Here is a 17,621-nt window from a genome sequence, read left to right as displayed (position 1 = left end):
AATTCAACATCATGAGACTTATAAAATACTTCATCCTAGTTTTATTGACCACTACTATGACCGGTCAAGAACTTCAGATTAAAAAAGAGAAAAACCTTTGGAACAATTTCACCTACGATGTTGGAAACATATTTGGGGGTGTAGGCTATTCCTATTCCCGACCATTCCATTGGAAAGGGAACGACTGGGCCAATTTTGGATATTTAACGGGAGGTACATTGCTTTTATTTACCGTAGATGATGAACTCAGTGATTGGAAGAATGGTTTTGAAGATGATATTCCTGATTTTGTTATAGACTATGGCAATGAATATGGAAGTCCAGAGAACAATTATATGTTTACAGGGGGAGTATATCTTGCTGGACTCTTTACCAAAAATGAAAAATTGAGACGCACAGGCGTGCTTTTAATTTCTTCCGCTACGGCTGGAGGTTTTTTACAACAGGTGAGCAAACGAATCATTGGCAGGGCACGGCCCAAAAGCGGAGCAAGTTCCGCTACATTCGATCCGCTCCACTTGGACAGGGTATATGATTATGATTCTTTCCCTTCAGGCCATGCCATGCTCGCATTTAGCAACGCATATGCCATTGCCAAACAATTTAAAAGCCCATGGGTCAAGGGTGGACTTTACACTATTGGGATGATTCCTGGGCTTGTACGTATTATAGATGATTTTCATTGGGTTTCCGATGTGGCTTTTAGTACAGTGTTGAGCATCTTTATTGTGGAGTCTATTGATAGATACTTGGACTCCAAGTATGATGAGAAGTACAACGACACAAATCCCAAAAACGTTAGCTGGAATCTTTCTTTTAGTCCAAACACTTTGGGTGTCTCCCTTCATTTTTAATAGATTGGAAATACAATTATGTTAAATTTTATTTAGATTGATTTAAAATAGTTATTTTCGCACCCTATTTCGCTTCTAATAATGGGAAAGAAAAAGGACAAGAAGAAACTTAAAAAGGCTAAGCTTAGAGAATTACCTCCAACAGGCAAGGTAAAATCCAAGTGTTGCAAAAAATACAAGAAAAGTGAAAGCAAACGCTGTAAAAAGTGTCCGTGCTTTGATCTTCTTCAAAAAGTCGCTTAATCTCCGCTATCTCCTGTCCAAACCCAAAAGGTTTCTTTATTTGTGCTATTTTTAAAGCAAACTAGAAACCATGATCAAAAAAATCTCCCTTTTATTTGCTATGCTCCTTGTATCCAGCATTTCTGTGCTGGCTCAGGATAAGGATGCAGTGATTGATGCAATCATTCAAGAAGCCAACGAAAACTCACAACTGGAAACATTGGGCCATCAACTTATGGATGGCATAGGCCCACGATTGGTTGGTACACCCCAAATGAAAAATGCCCACGACTGGGCCGTTAAAAAATATGAAAGTTGGGGAATCCCTGCCCGCAACGAACAATGGGGCGAGTGGAAAGGATGGGAACGTGGAATAACCCATATTGATATGGTGCACCCTAGGGTACAAAGCCTGAAAGGAACACAACTAGCTTGGAGCCCAAGCACCCCAAAAAAAGGAGTAACTGCCGAGCTGGTAGTTCTACCCACGGTTTCCGATTCCCTCGAATTTGTGAATTGGCTGTCCAACGTTAAGGGCAAACTGGTAATGATTTCTATGCCACAACCCACAGGAAGACCTGATTACAACTGGGAAGAGTTTGCCACCGAAAAGTCCTTTGAAAAGATGAAAAAAGAACGTGAAGAGCAAACTGAAGCTTGGAGAAAAAATATAGGGAACACAGGACTCGACAGACGCACCCTTCCTGTTGCTCTGGAAAAAGCAGGAGCCGTGGGCATTGTTGCTTCGTATTGGTCCAGAGGGTTTGGGGTAAACAAAATATTTGGAGCTTATACCAAAGAAATCCCGACAGTGGATCTTGAACTGGAAGACTACGGGATGCTATACCGATTGGTGGAATCGGGTCAAAAACCTGAACTTAATATTGTGGCGGAATCCAAAGAATTGGGTAAAATGCCCACATTTAATACCATTGCGGAGATCAAAGGTTCCGAAAAACCTGATGAATATGTGATATTATCCGCCCATTTTGATTCCTGGGACGGTGGAACCGGCGCTACAGACAACGGTACAGGAACCTTAGTGATGATGGAGGCCATGCGCATTTTGATAAAAGCGTATCCCAACCCAAAACGAACCATTTTGGTGGGACACTGGGGCAGCGAAGAACAAGGATTGAATGGATCCAGAGCTTTTGTTGAAGACAACCCGGAAATCGTAGCGGGTGTGCAAGCGGTTTTTAACCAAGATAATGGGACCGGTAGAGTGGTTCGAATTTCCGGTGGCGGATTTTTGGATTCCTATGATTATCTCGGGAAATGGTTGCACGAAGTGCCAAAGGAAATCACTGATGAAATCGAGACAACCTTTCCCGGAACCCCGGCACGTGGCGGCTCTGATTATGCTTCGTTCCAAGCGGCAGGAGCGCCCGCCTTTAGCTTAAGTTCGTTGAGCTGGTCCTATTGGAACTACACTTGGCATACCAACCGGGACACCTATGACAAGATTATTTTTGATGACGTTCGAAACAACGCTATCCTTACGGCCATTCTCGCTTATATGGCCAGCGAGCATCCCGAGAAAACATCTAGAGAAAAAGCGGTGCTGCCCATTAGCAACAGAACAGGCGAACAATTGGAGTGGCCCACACCTCGTTCACCCGAACGTGATGGTGGTCAGAATTAAAGAAAGGTATTTATAAAAAAAGAGGTCTAAAAAGTAAGGCGATGTCATATTGAGCTTGTCGAAATATTTTCAGCTTACTGATAATCAATATCAGTTTCGACAGGCTCAACCTGACAAATCAAGTTATGAATACTTTTTAGACCTCCTCTTTTAATTAACCAACCAAGAATGCACATTTAAAAAATTCTTGGGGAAGCTACTTGGACTATTGCGCCAATTATTTCCTTGGAATAGTGTTCATTGGCTTTGTATGTAAAATAGAAACTAGCCTGTTGATAATAGTAGTCACTGTGTACACAATTATTATCGCATGCCTGTGCGTGTTTGGAATACGCCATTCTTTTTTCGTCCATATAAACCTTGTACGCTGCACTATTTTGATTTTGCAGATCGGTTTCGTAGCGTATCTGATCGTTCCAAAAGTCTTTTTCATCCTCTAAGCTGGAAAAAGTTGAAGTTTGCTCCAGATGGGCATCTTTACGAGCCTGTTTTTCATAAAAAGAAACTGTATTGTCCTGTGCCGAAACCATGGTCGCCAGACCCAAAGCAAACAGTACCATAAGTGGAGTTGCTACCCTCATTAAAATACGTTTTAAAAATTACTTTATTCAATTACTAAAGTTCTGGCGTCTGTTTATGTAACAACTCAAAATGCATTTACCCTACAGGAAAACAAAAAAGGGGAGTTACCCCCTTTTAGTCGTCATTAAGCAACAACAATTACTTTCCGAGCATCAATAGCTCATTACATTTAATTTCGGTGATATACTTTTTTTCACCTTCATTGGTTTCGTAAGAGCGATTCATGAGTTTGCCCTCAACTATAATCTCTTTGCCTTTGGACAAAAAATCCTCTGATATTTCGGCCAACTTGCCCCATGCAACAATATTGTGCCATTGCGTATCGGTTACCTTCTCCCCTTTTGCATTTTTATAGGATTCGTTTGTTGCAATGGAAAATTTGGCCAATTTAGTCCCGTTCTCCAAGGTGATGATCTCTGGGTCGTTTCCTAGGTTGCCGATCAGTTGTACTTTGTTTCTAAGTGAATTCATAATAGTAAGATTTAAGTTTTTAAAATTATCCATCGAACTCTCATTGTCCGACGAGGCAAACTTAGAAGCACTTAAAAACCCTATTCGGTTTGTAATTATTTGTTTTCGTTTGTAAACGTATGTAAACCGTTACAACTGTTTAAAAGTGACTTATACACAATGACTGTGTCTAATTGGACAACCCAAAAACCGCAACCAAGTGCACATAAGAAGTATCAATAAATATAAAGTTGTCAAAAGATTTAGCCTATGTAAAAAAATGTACGATATATCCGAAACTATATATGTAGAGGAACAAGACCTTGCCCATGGAAACCCTCAAAAAGTATTTGGCGTAGAGAATGAATACTTGACCGATATTTCTCCCGAAATTTATAAATCCCTTCGCAGTGATTTTATCATCAAGAACGATAGCGACCCATCAAACCCAAAATAGCTTCCAATAAGGGTTAAATTAAACTAAATAATTGTTTTTGCCTTAATATAGGTTTATCCGCCAACAATCATAAGAATCGGGATAAGTATTTGACCTATTTACCCTAAAATATGGTTCAAAAATCAATTGCATCAAGGATTACATCATTCCAATCAATCCTATCAAGTATTGACTCGTACATTGTAATTGAACAAATCAAAAACATATTATATGGAAGCTATTAAAGCAAAAAATAAAACTTTTAAGAAACTAGGATTTACTTATTTGGAAACCGCTGAAATTGTGGTCAGTCTAAATACTTTACTGGCCAATTATCAAGTATTCTACAATAAGCTTAGAAATTTTCACTGGAACATTGAAGGACCCGATTTTTTTGAACTCCACGAAGAGTTTGAAAATGAATACAACACGGTAAAAGAAAATATTGACATCGTCGCCGAAAGAATCCGAGTATTCGGTGTGAAAAGTAATTTTACCATGAAGAAAACCATGGAACTTTCCAAAATCAAAGAGCAAGAGAAAAATCTTTCTGCTTTGGAAATGGTAAGAGAAGTAATGCAAGACTACGAAATCTTGCACGACAGTATGCTCGATGGCGTGAATGCAGCCCTCGAAACCGGCGATGTTGTGACAGAAAATATGTTGACCGAGTTTATGACCGAGTTGGAGAAAAGACACTGGATGTTCACATCTTACTTAAAGTAAGAGATAAACAATTCATCCAGAAAACCGATTTATTAACCACAAAAAATAATACTATGAAAAAGATATTCACCATACTATCATTAGCGACCTTGACCGCATTTGCGGGATATGGACAAAACCAAAATTCAGGGGTCATGAAGGCCACCACACAACTTAAAACCTTTACCGTTTCCGAAGATGGAAAAGAAAAAGAATACAGCGTAAAGGTGATGGAGCGAAGAAAATACGGAATGGAACTGGACAGCAAAGATAGAGGCTTGGTCAATCAAGATAGAAAATCAACCTCCCCCTTTGTATCAAAATTGGTAGCTATTGACAGTGATTCCGATAAAAATTATGACGACTACATGGTGCTGAAATATAAAGGTACCGTAAACAATGATTTTGAAGTAGCGCAGACCGAAAAAGGGTTTGACATCATTGTGGGTGACAAAACAATGCACTACGATGTATTGAAAAGCAACTATGTCGTGAAAAAGAAAAGTAAAAACTTCTTTATTATCGACGAGTTTGAATCAGAATAGTTGATATAATTACGTTTTTTGATTGATGATGAAGCCAAGGGTTTTCCTTGGCTTTTTCTTTGTCTAAATCGATGGATTAAAACTTATATTTGAGCATTAAAATCATCCTATGGATTCTTGGTTATATCCCTTGCAACTGGAAGGTGAATCGGTGAAGCTTGTCCCGCTTCAAAAATCACAAAAAGTGGATTTGGCCTTCGCTGCATCTGACGGAAATTTGTGGGAACTATGGTACACCTCCGTCCCTTCTCCCAAAACCATAGATGCCTATTTGGATATGGCCCTTTCCGAGCAAGAAAAGGGAAACGCATTGCCCTTTGCCATCATCAACAAAAAAACCAACACCATTGTGGGGAGCACCGGCTTTTTAAATATTGATGCGAAAAACAAACGATTGGAAATCGGAGCGACTTGGTACGCCAAAAAAGTACAGCGCACCGGAATCAATACGGAGTGCAAGTACCTATTGCTAAAGTATGCCTTCGAAAATCTGAACTGTATCGCCGTGGAATTCAGAACACATTTCCACAACCATCCCTCTAGAAATGCGATTCTTCGATTGGGAGCCAAACAGGATGGGATTTTAAGAAATCACCGTGTTGATGAATTCGGAAATCTTCGGGATACCGTGGTATTTTCCATTTTAAACAGCGAATGGAAGACCGTTAAAACCTCCTTGGAGTATAAAATGAAGAAAAGGTATTTGAGCTAGTCTTTGCTCAGCTTCACCAAATGGGCAAAATTGTAACTGGCCATCTCTAGATTTTCGACAGTCTTCGCCTTCGCATCATCCAAGTTTCCTATTTGATTGAGAATGGAAACGGCGTAATCCAATCCCATTTGTTGCATGTCATCAATGGTAACATCGACGGAACCACAAAATGCCGCAATGGGTACTTGATGCTTTTTCGCAGACTGCACTACCCCATTGATAGTTTTCCCCGAAAAAGTCTGACCATCCAACTGCCCTTCTCCCGTAATAACCCAATCGGCACCTTCCAAAACCTCATCAAAATTGGCAAGCTCCATCACCAAGTCAACACCAGACGCCAGTTCGGCATTCAAAAAAACCACAGCACCCCCTCCTACGCCTCCTGCAGCTCCAGCCCCAGGTATGTTCTGTACATTAACATTAAACGTGGATTGCAGCACCTTGGCAAAACTTTGCAATCCTCGGTCCAGTAACTCAATATCCTGATCGGAAGCACCTTTTTGCACCCCATAAATTTTGGCTGTCCCATTTTCTCCATAAAAGGGATTGTTGACATCACAGGCCACTTGGATTTTGGCCCCAGACAACTTCGGGTTCACATTATCTTGATTGATTTCCTTCACATTGCCCAAATTCCTCCCAATAGGTTCCAGTTCCTTACCATCAGCATTCAAAAACGAATAGCCCAAGGCCTTCGCCATGCCCATTCCCCCATCGTTGGTAGCACTACCTCCTATGCCCAGCACAATACTTTTCGCCCCTTTTTCAAGGGCGTCTGCAATCATTTCACCAGTACCTAAAGAAGTGGTGTCCATGCAGTTCATTTCAGACTTTTTGAGCAATTTATAGCCCGATGCTTCGGACATTTCGATGAATGCTGTTTGTTTGTCCTTCGAAAGCAAATACTGTGTGGTAACTTCCCGAAAAAGTGGGTCTTTTACTGTTATGGATACTTTTGAAGCATTTAGATAATCTGCAACCACATCAATGGTACCGTCGCCACCATCGGCTAATGGCCTATTTACAATTTCAGCATTTGGAAAAACTTTTTTGATGCCAAGAGCAACGGTTTCACAAAATTCACGTCCTGTTAACGAGCCTTTATATTTATCGGGTGCCAAAATAAATTTCATACCTACAATGTACTCAAGTTAATCGAGTTAACCCACACATTTAAGCGAATCCGTCAACTCGGAAAAATGCGGCATAGGTTTTGAATATTAGGGAGAAGCATTTAACTTTAATTAAATTACATCATGAAAAAAACAATCATTTTTATAGCCACAGTTCTATTCTCTTCGGTAATTTTTGCCCAATCCAAAAACTTTTTGGACACTCCCTACTTGGAAACCCAAGCGCAAGTGGACACCTTGGTCACACCAGATAAGATCTATCTCAACATCATCATTCAGGAAAAAGATACAAAAGGTCGTGTTTCCGTCGAGGAACAAGAAAATCAAATGGCACAGCGCTTCAAGGCAATGGACATAGATTTAGAGGAGCAATTGGTCATCAAGGATATGGGCAGCAACTTTAAAAAGTACTTTCTGCGTCAAAAAGAAGTCCTCAAAAGCAAACAATATTCCCTAGTGGTTTATTCAGGAAAACAACTTGGCGATGTGATGATGGCTTTGGAACAATTGGACATTGCCAACACCAGTATTGAAAAAACCGAGTATTCCAAAATGGAGGAACTGGAACTGGAGCTTAGAACAAGGGCCGTGCAAAAAGCGGTGCAAAAAGCGAATGCCTTGACCAAGCCATTAGGGCAAAAAGTGGGGATGGCCATTCATATTGCAGATAACTCGCAGTATTACACAAGGTACAATCAAGCTCCTATGATGGAAATGAAAGCTGTTTCCGCCGATATGGGAAATGCACAGCCCTTGGACATCGATTTTGAAAAAATAAAGGTGGAAACCACGGTAAATGTAAAATTCGCCTTGTCCAATTAACGGCAAGGCATTCATCAATCAAAAAACCTAATCATGAAATCAATCGCACTTATTTTTATGTTCAGCGCAGGACTTGTTTCTGCACAGCAAACCATACAACTGCCCGAAGGCCAGTCATCACCCAAAGCAAATTTGGAGGAAGTCTCCTGGATAGAGGGCCACTGGCAAGGAGAGGCTTTTGGTGGTATTGCCGATGAAATCTGGAGTTCGCCCATGGGCAATTCCATGATGTTCGTATTCCGTATGGTGAAAGATGGAAAAGTATCCTTTTACGAATCGGGCCACATTCAACAATTGGACGATTCCATCATACTTCAACTCAAACATTTTGATGGTAATATGAAGGGATGGGAAGAAAAGGACGAAACCATCGATTTTAAGCTTGTAAAACTAGAGCCCAACAAAGTATATTTTGAAGGACTCACCATGGAAAAGATAAGTGACGACCAAATGAATGTTTGGGTCCTTATTGAAGAGGGAGGAAACCAAGAGGAAGTCTTGTTTGCCTACAAAAGAGTAAAGTGAACCCATTTTGCATTTTAAAAAACTCTGTCGGTTCGAGCGATTTTGAGAGACGAAAAATTGTATCGAGAACTTATTTTAAACCAAAATTCTTTGTTCTCGATACAAATTTTACTCATTTCAATCGTAAAATCCACTCGAACTGACAGTTGTTATTATTTATAGCCAAAATGCTCAACGGGTTGAAATCATTTAGTTTCATAGGAATAAGTTGAATTAGTATCTTTAACGGACTAACTAATTCCAACACTCGTGAAACTAAGACCTCTACTTTTATGTGCCATGTTATTGGCGTTGTATCCTATGGATGCACAACGAAGAAGCAAAAAATCTGACCAACCTTCCATTGTAGTCAACGATTCCCTTTTTCCTGGATTAAAATGGCGTAACATCGGCCCGTTCCGAGGCGGACGAAGTGTTACCTCTACCGGAGTTGTGGGCCAACCCCACACCTACTACATGGGAACTACAGGCGGTGGTATCTGGAAAACCACCGATGACGGCATCACTTGGAAAAATATTTCCGATGGATTCCTGAAAACAGGTACCGTAGGTGATCTTGCCGTTTCCGAAAGCAATCCCAACATTGTGATTGCCGGAATGGGAGAACACGCTGCCCGTGGGGTTATGACCTCCATGGGCGATGGTATTTACAAATCCACCGACGCCGGAAAAACATGGAAACACATTGGGTTGGACCATACACGTCACATTTCCGATGTAATTATCCACCCTACCAATCCCGACATTGTTTTTATTGCAGCACAAGGCGCCCAATATGGTCCATCTGAAGACCGTGGCATTTACCGCTCCACCAACGGAGGGGAAACTTGGGAAAAAGTGCTTTACGTGAACACGATCACTGGAGCTTCCTCCCTATCCATGGATATGAACAACCCCCTTGTTTTGTACGCAGCCATGTGGCAACACGAACGAACTCCATGGACCATTACCTCTGGGGGAGCCTCTTCTGGATTTTATAAATCCACCGACGGAGGAACTACTTGGGACAAAATGGAAAAAGGTCTTCCCAAAGAATTTGGTAAATCGGGCATTTCCGTATCAAGGGCTAACTCGGAGGTGGTCTATGCCGTAATCGAAGCCGAAGGCGAAAAAGGTGGTGTCTATAAAAGTATCGATGCCGGAAAAACTTGGAAACAGACCAACAAGGAGCGAATCAATATTGCACGTTCTTGGTATTACATGGAAATTTTTGCGGATACGCAAAACGAAAATATCGTTTATGTGCTCAATGCTCCGGTGACAAAATCCATAGATGGAGGAAAAACCTTTACACCCGTTCCAACGCCCCATGGGGACAATCATGACCTCTGGATACATCCGAAAAACAACCAGATCATGGTCAACTCCAACGATGGTGGTGCCAATGTTTCCAATAACGGAGGTGTCAGCTGGAGTTCTCAACAATATCAACCCACCTCACAGTTTTACCGAGTTATCACGGATAATTTAGTGCCCTACAATGTGTACGGAGGCCAACAGGACAACTCTTCCGTGGCCATTACCAGCCGTACACGCGATGGGGGTATCGATTGGAAAGACTGGTATCCAGTGGCCGGTTGCGAAAGCGCCTATTTGGCTTTTGATCCTGACAACCCCGAGGTCGTTTACGGTGGTTGCTACCAAGGAATCATAGATAAGTGGGTAAAGGCTTCACGCGAAACAAAGCCTATCAAAGCATACCCGGAATTGGGCCTCGGAAATATTCCAAAGGATTTTAAGTTCCGCTACAATTGGAATGCCCCCATTATTAGTTCGCCACACGACCGTAATACCATTTACCACGCGGGCAATGTGGTGTTCCGAACCAAAGATGGCGGGTACAGTTGGGATGTGGTTAGTCCGGACCTAACCAAAAACGAAATCGAGAAACAAGGCCCAGGAAGCGGTCCTTATACCAACGAAGCTGCCGGTGGGGAAAATTACAACACCATCATGTACTTGGTAGAATCTCCCCACGAAGAAGGTCTGCTCTATGCCGGTTCGGACGACGGTTTGGTTCACATTACCAAAAATGGTGGTGAAACTTGGGAAAATATCACACCCCCGAACCTTAAGGAAGGTATCATCAACAGTATTGAGGTATCCCCACACGATCCTGCAACAGCGTACATTACTTTGATGCGTTACAAGTTTATGGATTTGGACACCTATATTTTTAAAACTTCCGATTATGGTCAAACTTGGACCAAAATCACTAACGGAATAAATGGCGAGCACACTTTTGCCCGCGTGGTGCGTGAAGATAAAAAGCAAAAGGGATTGCTGTATGCAGGCACCGAAACCGGGCTATATGTGTCTTTGAATGATGGTCAACACTGGCAACCTTTGCAACTGAATTTGCCTGTGGTACCTATCAATGATTTGATTATTCAAGATAATGATTTGGTAGCTGCTACGGCCGGAAGGGCTTTTTGGATATTGGATGATTTGGGTGCAATCCAAAATAGCTTGAAGCCGGCAAGTTCGCTTCAAATTGTGACGCCAAAACCATCGTACCGAATTTTTAACGGCAGCAGCGATGAGTATGTTCCAGGATTGGGTCAAAATCCCAAATCTGGAGTAACTTTTGATTATTACTTGCCCAAAAAATTGGATTCCACCGAACTGAAGCTGGAAGTGCTTTCCGGCGGTAAAGTGATTAGGGCCTATACCAATCAAGCGCCAAAAAACTTCAAAAGCTGGGCGGGCGGACCATCTAAACCAAAGGTTTTGCCTTCCGCCAAGGGATATAATCGATTCACTTGGGATTTTTATCGTGAACCCTCACCGGCCATTGAAAATGTTTTTGGATTTGATGGTTATGGAAGTTCGCGTGTGGCACCGGGCACTTATACCCTTCGGCTGACCATGGGCGCTGAAACCGTGGAAACCAAGGCAGCGATATTGCCAGACCCTCTTATCGATGCCTCAGCTGCCGATTATGCGGAACAACAATCGTACTTGACCCGGATTGATGAAACCTTGGTAAAAATGCACAAAGCGGTGAACCAAATGCGCACGGCCAAAAGTCAACTTAAAAGCTATAAGGAATTGCTCAAGGACAACGAAAAAGCCAAAGAGCTATTGGAGAAAGGTGATGCATTGCTGGAACGTATCAATACTTGGGAAGAAAACCTCATCCAGCCCAAGCAAAAAACCTTTCAGGATGTGGTGAACTTTAGCAGTAAACTCAATGCAGATTTCATGCACCTTAGAGGATTTATCGATGTGGCCGAACCCAAGGTCACCGAAGGAGCAAAAGAACTCTTTAGGGACAACTTGGCCGAATGGAAAACCTTTGAAGATGAAAAGAATGCCATTGTGGGTACTGGCATGGCAGCATATAACGAAATGTTCAAAGCATTGGACATTCCCGCTATTATTTTAACAGGAGAGTAATGGCTGAATCCTTTTGGTTAGATTGGGAGTTCACAAAACAGGATTATACGCAAACCAAGTTGCTCAAGGGCGATTACGAAAATTGCCGTTTTGTGGACTGCCTTTTCTCCAAGGGATTTTTGGACAATCAGAATTTTGTGGAATGCACTTTTGACGGGTGCGATTTCACCAACACCAATATTGCAAATACCATTTTTAACGAGGTAACTTTTGTGGAGTGCAAAATGGTCGGCCTTCAATTTGAGACCTGTAACCAGTTATTGTTATCCCTCAAATTCATTGGATGTAATCTATCCATAGCATCATTTATCGGGATGCATCTGCCCAATATTGAATTTTATAATTGCAAACTCCATCAAACCGACTTTACCGACACAAACTTAAAACAGGCCAAATTCCTTGACTGTGATTTGGAAAATGCCATTTTCGAGAACACGAATCTTGAACAAGCCGATTTTACCTCAGCTATCAATTTCAATATAGATCCATCCATCAACCAAATGAAGAAAACACGCTTCAATAAGGACGGATTGATTGGTTTGCTAAAAAAGTATGATATTGTGGTGACCTAATCTTATCCTATGTCTGAAAGAAAATGCTTGGTTTGTGGTGAAAAATTATTGGGCCGCATCGACCAAAAATACTGTTCCGACCATTGCAGAAATGCATATAACAATCTACTTAACCGAGATAGTAAGAACCTTGTGCGCAACATCAATAACAAACTGCGCAAAAACTACAGGATACTCGATAGTTTCCCACTACGCGACGGCAAGACCAAGACCACAAAAATGCGCTTGCTGGACAAAGGTTTTGATTTTGAGTACATCACCAACCTTTATACTACCAAAAAGGGAAGTACCTACTACTTTGTATATGATTTAGGATACTTGCCACTTGATAATGATTATTACATGATCGTGAAAAGGGAATAAACTTCACCCGTAGTGCATTTTGATACTATTATGGTAAACCGTCAGTTCGAGTTTTTTCAGAAGAAAAAAGTATCAAGAACAAGGTTGATGCTTTCAAAAATTCTTTTCTCGATACATTTTTTTTGGTTTCGACTTCGCTCAACCAACAAAAATCACTCGAAATGACGAATTTTTCATCAAAAAAATATATTGCGAGTTAAACCCCTGTTATTTCCAACTATGGGAAGTTAGTTTTAAGGCCGCAACCACCACATCTTTTCTACTGATCTGCCCGACCAAAATATCATTTTTCATTACCGGTAACCTACGCCTGTTGTGCCTATCAAAAACACCGGCAACATCAAAAATAGACATATCGTGAGGGACTGTTTCCACATTTTTGGTCATAAACCGCTCTACGCTCTTATCCAAAATAGGTTGGTTAAAATACCTGCTCTCCGAAATTTGCTTCATACAATCTGCCTCGGAAACGATTCCGACCAAAAAACCATTTTTGTCCAAAACCGGTCCACCAGAGATATGGTGTTTGGCAAAAGTCTCCATTACTTCCAAAATGGATTGGTCCGGAGAAAACGTAATCAATTTTTTGGTCATATAATCCTCTACCAAAATAGGGGCGTTGTATTTCTTCTTGTTCTCCTCCTTGCTTCGTACGCCTTGAAAACTCTTGATTGCCATAAGGTTAGATTTTAAAGTTGAATATTAAATATACCTTTTTTTAGCGAATAACCTAATTTTAAGCATCAAAATATGAGAACCTTTTAGAATTTCATACTTTTAAGATTCAACAACGCTAAACCATGAAGTTTTCCCGAACCCTCGCCTTAATTTTACTTGCGCTCGCTGTGTATTGGAGTTTTAAATCCCTGATGCCTGTTTATGAAGCCAAAAAAGATGTCCCAACGGATTCTTTTTCCACGGATAGGGCATTGGAACACGTAAAAGAATTGTCCAAAGAACCTCATGCGGTTGGATTTCCCGGACATGAACGCGCCAAGGACTACGTTATTTCCGAACTCAAGAAAATGGGGTTGACAACCACTATACAGGATGGGTATACGGCCGGTGATTGGGGCAACTTGAGCAAGGCAACCAATATTTTGGCCAGAATTGAGGGAAGCGGTAATGGGAAGGCCCTCCTTTTACTGTCCCACTATGATAGCAATCCGCATTCATCTTATGGCGCTAGTGATGCTGCCAGCGGCGTGGCAACCATTTTAGAAGGGGTTCGAGCATTTTTGAGCAAAAACAAGGTCCCAAATAACGATATCATCATATTGATCACGGATGCTGAAGAACTAGGACTAAACGGCGCCGACCTTTTTGTAAACAAGCATCCCTGGGCCAAAGATGTAGGCCTGGCCCTAAATTTTGAAGCTCGTGGTAGTGGTGGACCAAGCTACATGCTTATTGAGACGAACAGGGGAAATGGCAATTTAATAAAAGAGTTTAAAGAAGCCCATCCGAAATATCCCGTAGCCAATTCGCTGGCCTACAGCATTTACAAAATGCTCCCCAACGATACCGATCTGACCGTTTTTAGGGAAGATGGCGACATTGAAGGCTTCAATTTTGCGTTTATAGATGACCATTTTGATTATCATACCGCATTGGACACTTATGAACGATTGGACAGGAACACTTTGGCGCACCAAGGCAGCTATTTAATCCCGCTGCTCACCTATTTTAGCGATGCCGACCTGAACAACCTTAAAAGTCTGAACGACGAAGTGTATTATAATCTTCCGTTCTACAATATGGTATCTTACCCTTTTGAATGGATTTGGCCGATGTTCGCTGTTGCAGTAATTGCATTTGTACTATTGCTGTTTTGGGGTTTCAAAACGAAAAAGCTCCATATCAAGGATGTTTTAAAGGGGTTTCTACCGGTACTGATTACACTAATCGTCAATGGATTGGTAGGTTATTTTTGTTGGTCCATCATTACGTGGTGGTACCCTGGTTTCAAAGATATGCTGCACGGTTTCACCTACAACGGGCATACTTACATTGCCGTCTACGTTATGTTTTCTTTGTTTGTTTGTTTTTACTCCTATCATAAATTCCGGAAAATCAGTACGCCCAATGCATTGATCGCACCTATTTTTATCTGGCTCATCATCTGTGGATTGGTGGCCCAATATTTAAAAGGGGCAAGCTTTTTTATTGTACCGCTCTACGGTTTATTGGCAGGGCTTTTGGTAACCCTAAATCAAGAAAAGCCGAATCCATTTCTTATGGTGTTTTTGGCGTTGCCCGCTGTGCTAATTTATTCACCGTTCATTAAAATGTTTCCCGTGGGTCTTGGATTAAAAATGATGGTTGCAGCAACACTCCTAACAACCCTATTATTTTTTCTAGTGCTCCCGTTTTTTGGTCAATTGAAGAGTAAAGGAAGGTTGGCGTATCTGTTCTTGTTCCTCTTCTTCGCGTTTGGAATCACTAGTCATATCCAATCCAATTTCAACGAAAAAAGACCAAAACCCAGTAGCCTGCTCTATGTTTATAATGCAGATACAGATTCTACGCTTTGGGCCACCTATGACCATAAATTGATAGATTGGAACGGACAGTTTTTGGGAAATGATAAAAGAAGACCCAATGCAGAGACCATTTCCAGTAAATACGGTACAGATCTTAAATATGTGTCCAGTGCACCAAAGAAAGACATCAAAACTCCCTACATTGATACCGTAATCGACACTATTATTGAAGATAACAGGATAATTGAACTTTGCATTACCCCGAAAAGGGATGTAAACCGCCTTGAGGTATTTACCAACCCCATTGACATTTCGTCCGCCAAGGTCAACCGGATTGCGTTATCCTCCTATTTTTTGGAACATAGAAAGAGTAGATTGGTCACCCACTATATCACCAATAATGATTTCACGGAACTGCAGTTAGAATTTCCCAAAGATTCCATTTTGGAACTTACTTTGTACGAAGCTTCCAATAATCTCCTGACACATCCCGATTTTAGTATTCCAGAGCGACCAAAAAACAGCATCCCCATGCCTTTTGTGCTAAATGATGCTATATTGACCATAAAAACCTTACGATTTGACTAAAAATATTGGAATACTGGGCTGTGGATGGCTGGGATTGCCCTTGGCCAAAAAACTCATTGAAAAAGGTTACAGCGTTAACGGAACAACCACATCCTCCAATAAGTTGAAGGTTTTACAAAATGCGGGGATAAATCCTTTTACAGTACGTTTATCCGAAACTGGAATAGAAGGTGACATCGAAGGATTTTTTTCAGGTATCGAAACCTTGATAATCAATATACCGCCCAAACTACGGGGCAAGCAAACCGAAAGTTATGTGGAGAAAATAAAATTCCTGATTGCAGCAATCAGAAAAAGTCAAGTCTCCAAAATTATATTTGTGAGCAGCACCGCTGTTTATGGAAACGCCGAAGGCGAAGTCTCGGAAGAATCACCTACCCAACCTACAACCGAATCGGGCAAACAATTGGTAGCGTGTGAAACGCTATTTACAAATGAAAAAGGCTTCCAAACAACCATCATAAGGTTTGGCGGTTTGATTGGCCCAGACCGACACCCCGTGACGATGCTTTCGGGCAGAGAACAGCTCTCCAATGGCAATCACCCCATCAACTTAATTCATCTTGATGATTGTATCCATTTAATACTGAATGTTTTGGAGCAGGGTTATTGGGGAGAAGTTTTTAATGGAGTGTATCCACATCATCCTAAAAAACAAGTGTACTATTTTGAAGAAGCACAAAAAAGAGGATTGCCCGCGCCATCGTACAAAACGGAATCACAAAAAAAGAAAGGTAAATTGGTTCTGAGCAAGACCTTTTTAGAAAAAGGCCACACTTTTACTGTTCCCGTAATTTCCTAAAACGCCTTTAACTACTTATCGAATCCTTAACAGCTAGGTTAAGATTATTTTGTTAGATTTGGCGCACTAAATTAAAGATCAATGAAAAAGAATGTACTCTTACTTCTCTTACTAGTGGGCTTTAGTGGCATTTCCCAAACCAATGATGCTCTTGTGGATCACTACAAAGCTTATTACAAAGAAATGCGTTTACAAGGTGATGTAAACGGTGTTATCGGCGCTTTGACACATTTGAATGTTTTGGCACCGTCAAAACAACGCAGGGATACCCTCGCTTTTGTTTACATGAACAACGGTCAACATATGCAAGCCTTGAACACCATAGGTGTGGAAAAAAATGCAGATGATTCCGACCTTGCCGTGCAAGTCAAGGCTTTTTCCTTGAAGTCTTTGAACCAGCCGAAAAGAGCGTTGGAACATTTTGAGGAATTGAACTCCAGAAACCCTTCCCCCTACTTGGCGTATGAAATGGCCGATCTTAAAATTCAAACAGGGGATTTGACGGGAGCTACCACAAATATTGAATACGGTATAGCCAACGCAACGAACGATATGAAATACGCTTTTTATGAGCGCCAACAGCCCTATGAAGTTTCCCTAAAAGCAGCGTTTTACCATTTAAAAGGCTTGGCCGATTTCAATAAGGACAAGGAAAATATTGATGCTGCCATTTCTTCCATTGACGAAGCTCTGAAAATCGCTCCTAACTTCAATTTGGCAAGTTTGAGCAAACAAGCTTTGGAATCTAGAAAGAAACAAGCTGCAGAAGGAACAGAAAACTAA

18 protein-coding genes are annotated in these 17,621 nt (G+C 41.3%); 14 read left to right on the top strand and 4 right to left on the bottom strand.

The features are described from left to right. Window positions 1-11: 11 nt before the first annotated feature. Both J4E06_RS14755 and J4E06_RS14750 read left to right on the top strand, forming a co-directional pair. Window positions 12-854, top strand: coding sequence for a phosphatase PAP2 family protein (locus tag J4E06_RS14755; protein ID WP_349524742.1), 843 nt, complete (start codon window positions 12-14; stop codon window positions 852-854). 313 nt (window positions 855-1,167) lie between these two features. Beyond that, the gene (locus J4E06_RS14750) at window positions 1,168-2,721 is read left to right on the top strand and encodes a M20/M25/M40 family metallo-hydrolase (protein WP_349524741.1); all 1,554 of its coding nucleotides are present in this window, start codon (window positions 1,168-1,170) and stop codon (window positions 2,719-2,721) included. Between the two features lie 176 nt (window positions 2,722-2,897). On the opposite strand, the gene J4E06_RS14745 is transcribed toward J4E06_RS14750, so the two are convergent. After that, a complete protein-coding gene (locus J4E06_RS14745; protein ID WP_349524740.1) occupies window positions 2,898-3,302 on the bottom strand; it encodes a hypothetical protein in 405 nt (134 codons plus the stop codon). A 139-nt stretch (window positions 3,303-3,441) separates the two neighbouring features. Next, complete coding sequence (locus tag J4E06_RS14740) at window positions 3,442-3,774, bottom strand: single-stranded DNA-binding protein (protein WP_349524739.1); 333 nt, start codon at window positions 3,772-3,774, stop codon at window positions 3,442-3,444. 259 nt (window positions 3,775-4,033) lie between these two features. Between J4E06_RS14740 and J4E06_RS14735 the strand changes: the two genes are divergently transcribed. The 4 genes from J4E06_RS14735 (at window position 4,034) to J4E06_RS14720 (ending at window position 6,151) form a co-directional block, all read left to right on the top strand. Continuing rightward, on the top strand, window positions 4,034-4,210 hold the full coding sequence (locus J4E06_RS14735; RefSeq protein ID WP_349524738.1) for a hypothetical protein: 177 nt from the start codon (window positions 4,034-4,036) through the stop codon (window positions 4,208-4,210). Between the two features lie 210 nt (window positions 4,211-4,420). Beyond that, a complete protein-coding gene (locus J4E06_RS14730) occupies window positions 4,421-4,915 on the top strand; it encodes a Dps family protein (RefSeq protein WP_349524737.1) in 495 nt (164 codons plus the stop codon). Between the two features lie 53 nt (window positions 4,916-4,968). Further along, window positions 4,969-5,439, top strand: coding sequence for a hypothetical protein (locus tag J4E06_RS14725; protein WP_349524736.1), 471 nt, complete (start codon window positions 4,969-4,971; stop codon window positions 5,437-5,439). Between the two features lie 109 nt (window positions 5,440-5,548). After that, window positions 5,549-6,151, top strand: a complete 603-nt coding sequence (locus J4E06_RS14720; protein ID WP_349524735.1) for a GNAT family N-acetyltransferase — start codon at window positions 5,549-5,551, stop codon at window positions 6,149-6,151. On the opposite strand, the gene J4E06_RS14715 is transcribed toward J4E06_RS14720, so the two are convergent. Further along, a complete protein-coding gene (locus tag J4E06_RS14715; protein WP_349524734.1) occupies window positions 6,148-7,284 on the bottom strand; it encodes a glycerate kinase in 1,137 nt (378 codons plus the stop codon). The two genes, J4E06_RS14720 and J4E06_RS14715, sit on opposite strands and share 4 nt — an antisense overlap. Before the next feature lie 123 nt (window positions 7,285-7,407). On the opposite strand from J4E06_RS14715, the gene J4E06_RS14710 reads away from it, so the two are divergent. The 5 genes from J4E06_RS14710 to J4E06_RS14690 all read left to right on the top strand — a co-directional run bounded on the left by J4E06_RS14710 (window position 7,408) and on the right by J4E06_RS14690 (window position 12,965). Continuing rightward, entirely contained in the window at window positions 7,408-8,106 is a 699-nt protein-coding gene (locus tag J4E06_RS14710; RefSeq protein ID WP_349524733.1) for an SIMPL domain-containing protein, read from the top strand. 33 nt (window positions 8,107-8,139) lie between these two features. Then, entirely contained in the window at window positions 8,140-8,631 is a 492-nt protein-coding gene (locus tag J4E06_RS14705) for a DUF6265 family protein (RefSeq protein ID WP_349524732.1), read from the top strand. A gap of 249 nt (window positions 8,632-8,880) precedes the next feature. After that, window positions 8,881-12,030, top strand: coding sequence for a VPS10 domain-containing protein (locus J4E06_RS14700; RefSeq protein ID WP_349524731.1), 3,150 nt, complete (start codon window positions 8,881-8,883; stop codon window positions 12,028-12,030). Then, window positions 12,030-12,602, top strand: coding sequence for a pentapeptide repeat-containing protein (locus J4E06_RS14695; protein WP_349524730.1), 573 nt, complete (start codon window positions 12,030-12,032; stop codon window positions 12,600-12,602). Before J4E06_RS14700 ends, J4E06_RS14695 begins: the two co-directional genes overlap by 1 nt. Window positions 12,603-12,611: 9 nt before the next feature. Next, window positions 12,612-12,965, top strand: coding sequence for a hypothetical protein (locus tag J4E06_RS14690; RefSeq protein WP_062787443.1), 354 nt, complete (start codon window positions 12,612-12,614; stop codon window positions 12,963-12,965). 207 nt (window positions 12,966-13,172) lie between these two features. On the opposite strand, the gene J4E06_RS14685 is transcribed toward J4E06_RS14690, so the two are convergent. Beyond that, entirely contained in the window at window positions 13,173-13,643 is a 471-nt protein-coding gene (locus J4E06_RS14685; RefSeq protein WP_349524729.1) for a CBS domain-containing protein, read from the bottom strand. 122 nt (window positions 13,644-13,765) lie between these two features. Between J4E06_RS14685 and J4E06_RS14680 the strand changes: the two genes are divergently transcribed. The 3 genes from J4E06_RS14680 (at window position 13,766) to J4E06_RS14670 (ending at window position 17,621) form a co-directional block, all read left to right on the top strand. Beyond that, on the top strand, window positions 13,766-16,036 hold the full coding sequence (locus J4E06_RS14680) for a M28 family peptidase (protein ID WP_349524728.1): 2,271 nt from the start codon (window positions 13,766-13,768) through the stop codon (window positions 16,034-16,036). Then, a complete protein-coding gene (locus tag J4E06_RS14675; RefSeq protein WP_349524727.1) occupies window positions 16,029-16,838 on the top strand; it encodes an SDR family oxidoreductase in 810 nt (269 codons plus the stop codon). The genes J4E06_RS14680 and J4E06_RS14675 overlap by 8 nt, the downstream gene beginning before the upstream one ends. An 81-nt stretch (window positions 16,839-16,919) precedes the next feature. Beyond that, complete coding sequence (locus J4E06_RS14670; RefSeq protein ID WP_349524726.1) at window positions 16,920-17,621, top strand: hypothetical protein; 702 nt, start codon at window positions 16,920-16,922, stop codon at window positions 17,619-17,621.

This window comes from Allomuricauda sp. NFXS6, from assembly GCF_040148835.1.
Taxonomy (GTDB): domain Bacteria; phylum Bacteroidota; class Bacteroidia; order Flavobacteriales; family Flavobacteriaceae; genus Flagellimonas.
This window is presented reverse-complemented; position numbering and strand designations above follow the sequence as displayed.